The following is a 2631-nucleotide window of genomic DNA, read 5'->3' on the forward strand; positions in this document are numbered from 1 at the left end:
GCTGGCGCTCTGGCGTTACGATTACAACACCGTCAGGCCGCACTCATCGCTCGGGAACAAAACACCGGCCGAAGCGCGCCGGACGCTTGAGCAATTTGAGGGCTCCGCGCCCGGCGCGCTTGCCAAGACCGAAACCCACGACTACCAAAATCAAACCCGCAGACTCTCGTCATGAACGAGGGACCAGTGGGGGGCAGGTCATTATCTATGTCATGTGATCAGCTTGCTTGGCTGATATCTCGACGATCCGGTCCGCAAGTGCGCGACGAGACTCAATGAACCCGGCGGCGCTTGAGGGCGAAAGGCAGACTGCAACCGGTGCGTGTTGCTTGACTTGCCGGTGCTCCTAACACAGCTTGGCAGGACCGCCGGGGCAGAGTGATGGGGGAGTAGTTGATTAGAAACGTGAAAGATGGATTTGCCGAGATCGCCCTCTCGATCGCTGGTTCCATCGGTGTGGTGGGGTTAATTTCAGCTCTACTTGCCGCAAATGACGATAAATTAAAGGCAGGCACGGCCTTCGCAGGGTATTTCGAAGGTGGTCAGGTTGGTTTGACCATCTTGGCGGTATCAGGGGCCGCTTTTGGCGCTCTTCTCAGACATCCACAAAAAGATAAACTCGGTTCGTTTATCATGGGGATCATACTTCTTGCACCCATCATCGCGACGTCGCTGATCATCGGGCTCAATCCTGGTTTCGTCACAGGGGGATTGACCGATACGGTTCTGCTCATTCTTTGGTGCCTTTATGCACTTATTCACTTGATTTGGTTCATATTCATTGTGCGCAGCCCAACCGTTCCCAACGCCCAGGAAGCTGGCAGAGTGGAGATAAACCGCGTGAGCACTATGAAAGAAAGGGCATCAAACCGTGCGCAATGAAATCAAAGCCCCGATCATACTCCCAGTTTCCAAGGTCCAGCAGCCCATCGGGGAGTTCTACGTCGGAACAATGGACGCCCGGACCCTTACCAGAATTTCATACACAGAGATCCGCGCGTTTATTGAAGGCACACAAGATACAATTGCGGGCATTCAGCGTGAGCGCTCGCAAAAGCGTATCGACGAGATAAGAAAGTATGTGAATCTGGATTACGCTACGTTTCCAACCTCTATCATTATAGCAGTGGCTCCCGAGTGCACGCGTCTTGTCAATCACGATCCGGACATGACGCAAGAAGAGGCCCAGAAGTTCTTCGAAACAGAAGAGGAAGAAATCGACGGGAATGCCCATGTTTTCAATCTGCTGCTGAACTCATACGGCGAAGAAGATAATGAGGCTGAAGACAGCGAAGATGATGGGGGCAAAACGACCTACATTCCTGTTGAAAAGATTGCCTTTATTATCGATGGCCAGCATCGGGTGGCGGGCCTGGAAGGCCTGGAAGACGATAGGGAGTTCGATGTCAACATTTCTGTCTTCGTCGGGGCTTCTGAAGCCGACAAAGCGGAGATTTTCGCACGCGTGAACCAATCACAAACGAAAGTGAACCAATCCCTCGTGGTTGACCTGGCATCCTATTACGAAGAGCGAGGCCCGGTGAAGTTTGCGCACGAAGTCGTTCTGGCTATGAATTCCGATAAAGATGGGCCGCTCCACGACAAGGTGAAGCGCCTCGGGAAAGCCGATCCTGGCAAGGGGCGAATCCAAACACTGGCCCAAGCTACGGTCGCGAAGCCTTTAGTCGACTACATCACTTCGGACCCGGAAGCAGAGCGCAACAAGCGATACAGGGGCATTTTCGGATCACGGCGCAAGCCAGATGCGTGGCGCAAGTTCATCTTCCAACCGTTTTACGATGAGGAAGACGATGGCGGAATGTTCCTGTGCCTGACTAACTATTTCGGCGCCGTGAAGGCGCGCTGGCCTGAGGTCTGGGACGACGCTCCCGCGGGCACGGTTCTCAACAGGACAACGGGCTACGCGGCTCTCATGAAATTTCTGCGGCCGGTCTATCTGCATTACTGTAACGAACCCGGTCAAATCCTGACACGCAAAGACTGCGATGAAGTTTTCGCGAGGATCGACATCGACGCAAAAGACATCAACCGCGAAGTGTATTTGCCGGGTAGTTCTGGTGTTGGCAAGCTGTATCGCGAAATGATGGACTACATAGATTGGAAACCTTAGCGAGGGTAAGAACTGGGCGCCCCGGAGACCGATGGCTGAAGAGCTGTTCTTGTGCCTCATTGTCGCTGCCGCGTGGAGGTCATCATACTTGATCCGCGGGGCAGCCCGTAACCAGAATGGCAAAGTCACCTGGAATCAGCCCATGATGTTCGGGGTCGGCGCCGCGATGCGGCATGTCCGCTTTTCGCCCGTCACGGCCAAGAAACTGCTCGGTCACAAATTTTTACTGGTATCGAGGGGCGGGAATGCGTTGCTGCTGCCCTGCTTTTCGTCAAAGCGACATCCGTCATTTGGTGAGACCAGGAAGGTTCGGACTGATTGCTCTTACGAACAAATCTATGAGTAAGAGCTGGCGCTACGCGCTTCATAGGACCGTAAGCGTTTCCTGCCGCCCACCTTCCGTCTGTCATGGTGATGGGTTCATTGGACCCTGTTGATTGTTGGACTGGATTTTCTCCATGGAGACTACATCGGAGGTTCTCCCGGTTGGCGGCCGGGGT

3 protein-coding genes are annotated in these 2631 nt (G+C 54.0%); all 3 read left to right on the plus strand.

Going from position 1 to position 2631, the window contains the following annotated elements:
* On the plus strand, window positions 1-175 hold a 175-nt coding region (locus tag FCK22_RS17840), incomplete at its 5' end, for an integrase core domain-containing protein (RefSeq protein WP_136720738.1).
* 230 nt (window positions 176-405) lie between these two features.
* Window positions 406-882 (plus strand): hypothetical protein, encoded by a 477-nt coding sequence (locus FCK22_RS17845; protein WP_136720739.1) that lies wholly within the window; start codon window positions 406-408, stop codon window positions 880-882.
* A complete protein-coding gene (locus FCK22_RS17850) occupies window positions 872-2131 on the plus strand; it encodes a DGQHR domain-containing protein (protein ID WP_067260810.1) in 1260 nt (419 codons plus the stop codon). Before FCK22_RS17845 ends, FCK22_RS17850 begins: the two co-directional genes overlap by 11 nt.
* The last annotated feature ends 500 nt before the right edge of the window (window positions 2132-2631 follow it).

Origin of the sequence: Sulfitobacter sp. 15WGC, from assembly GCF_005068605.1 — a bacterium.
Taxonomy (GTDB): domain Bacteria; phylum Pseudomonadota; class Alphaproteobacteria; order Rhodobacterales; family Rhodobacteraceae; genus Sulfitobacter; species Sulfitobacter faviae.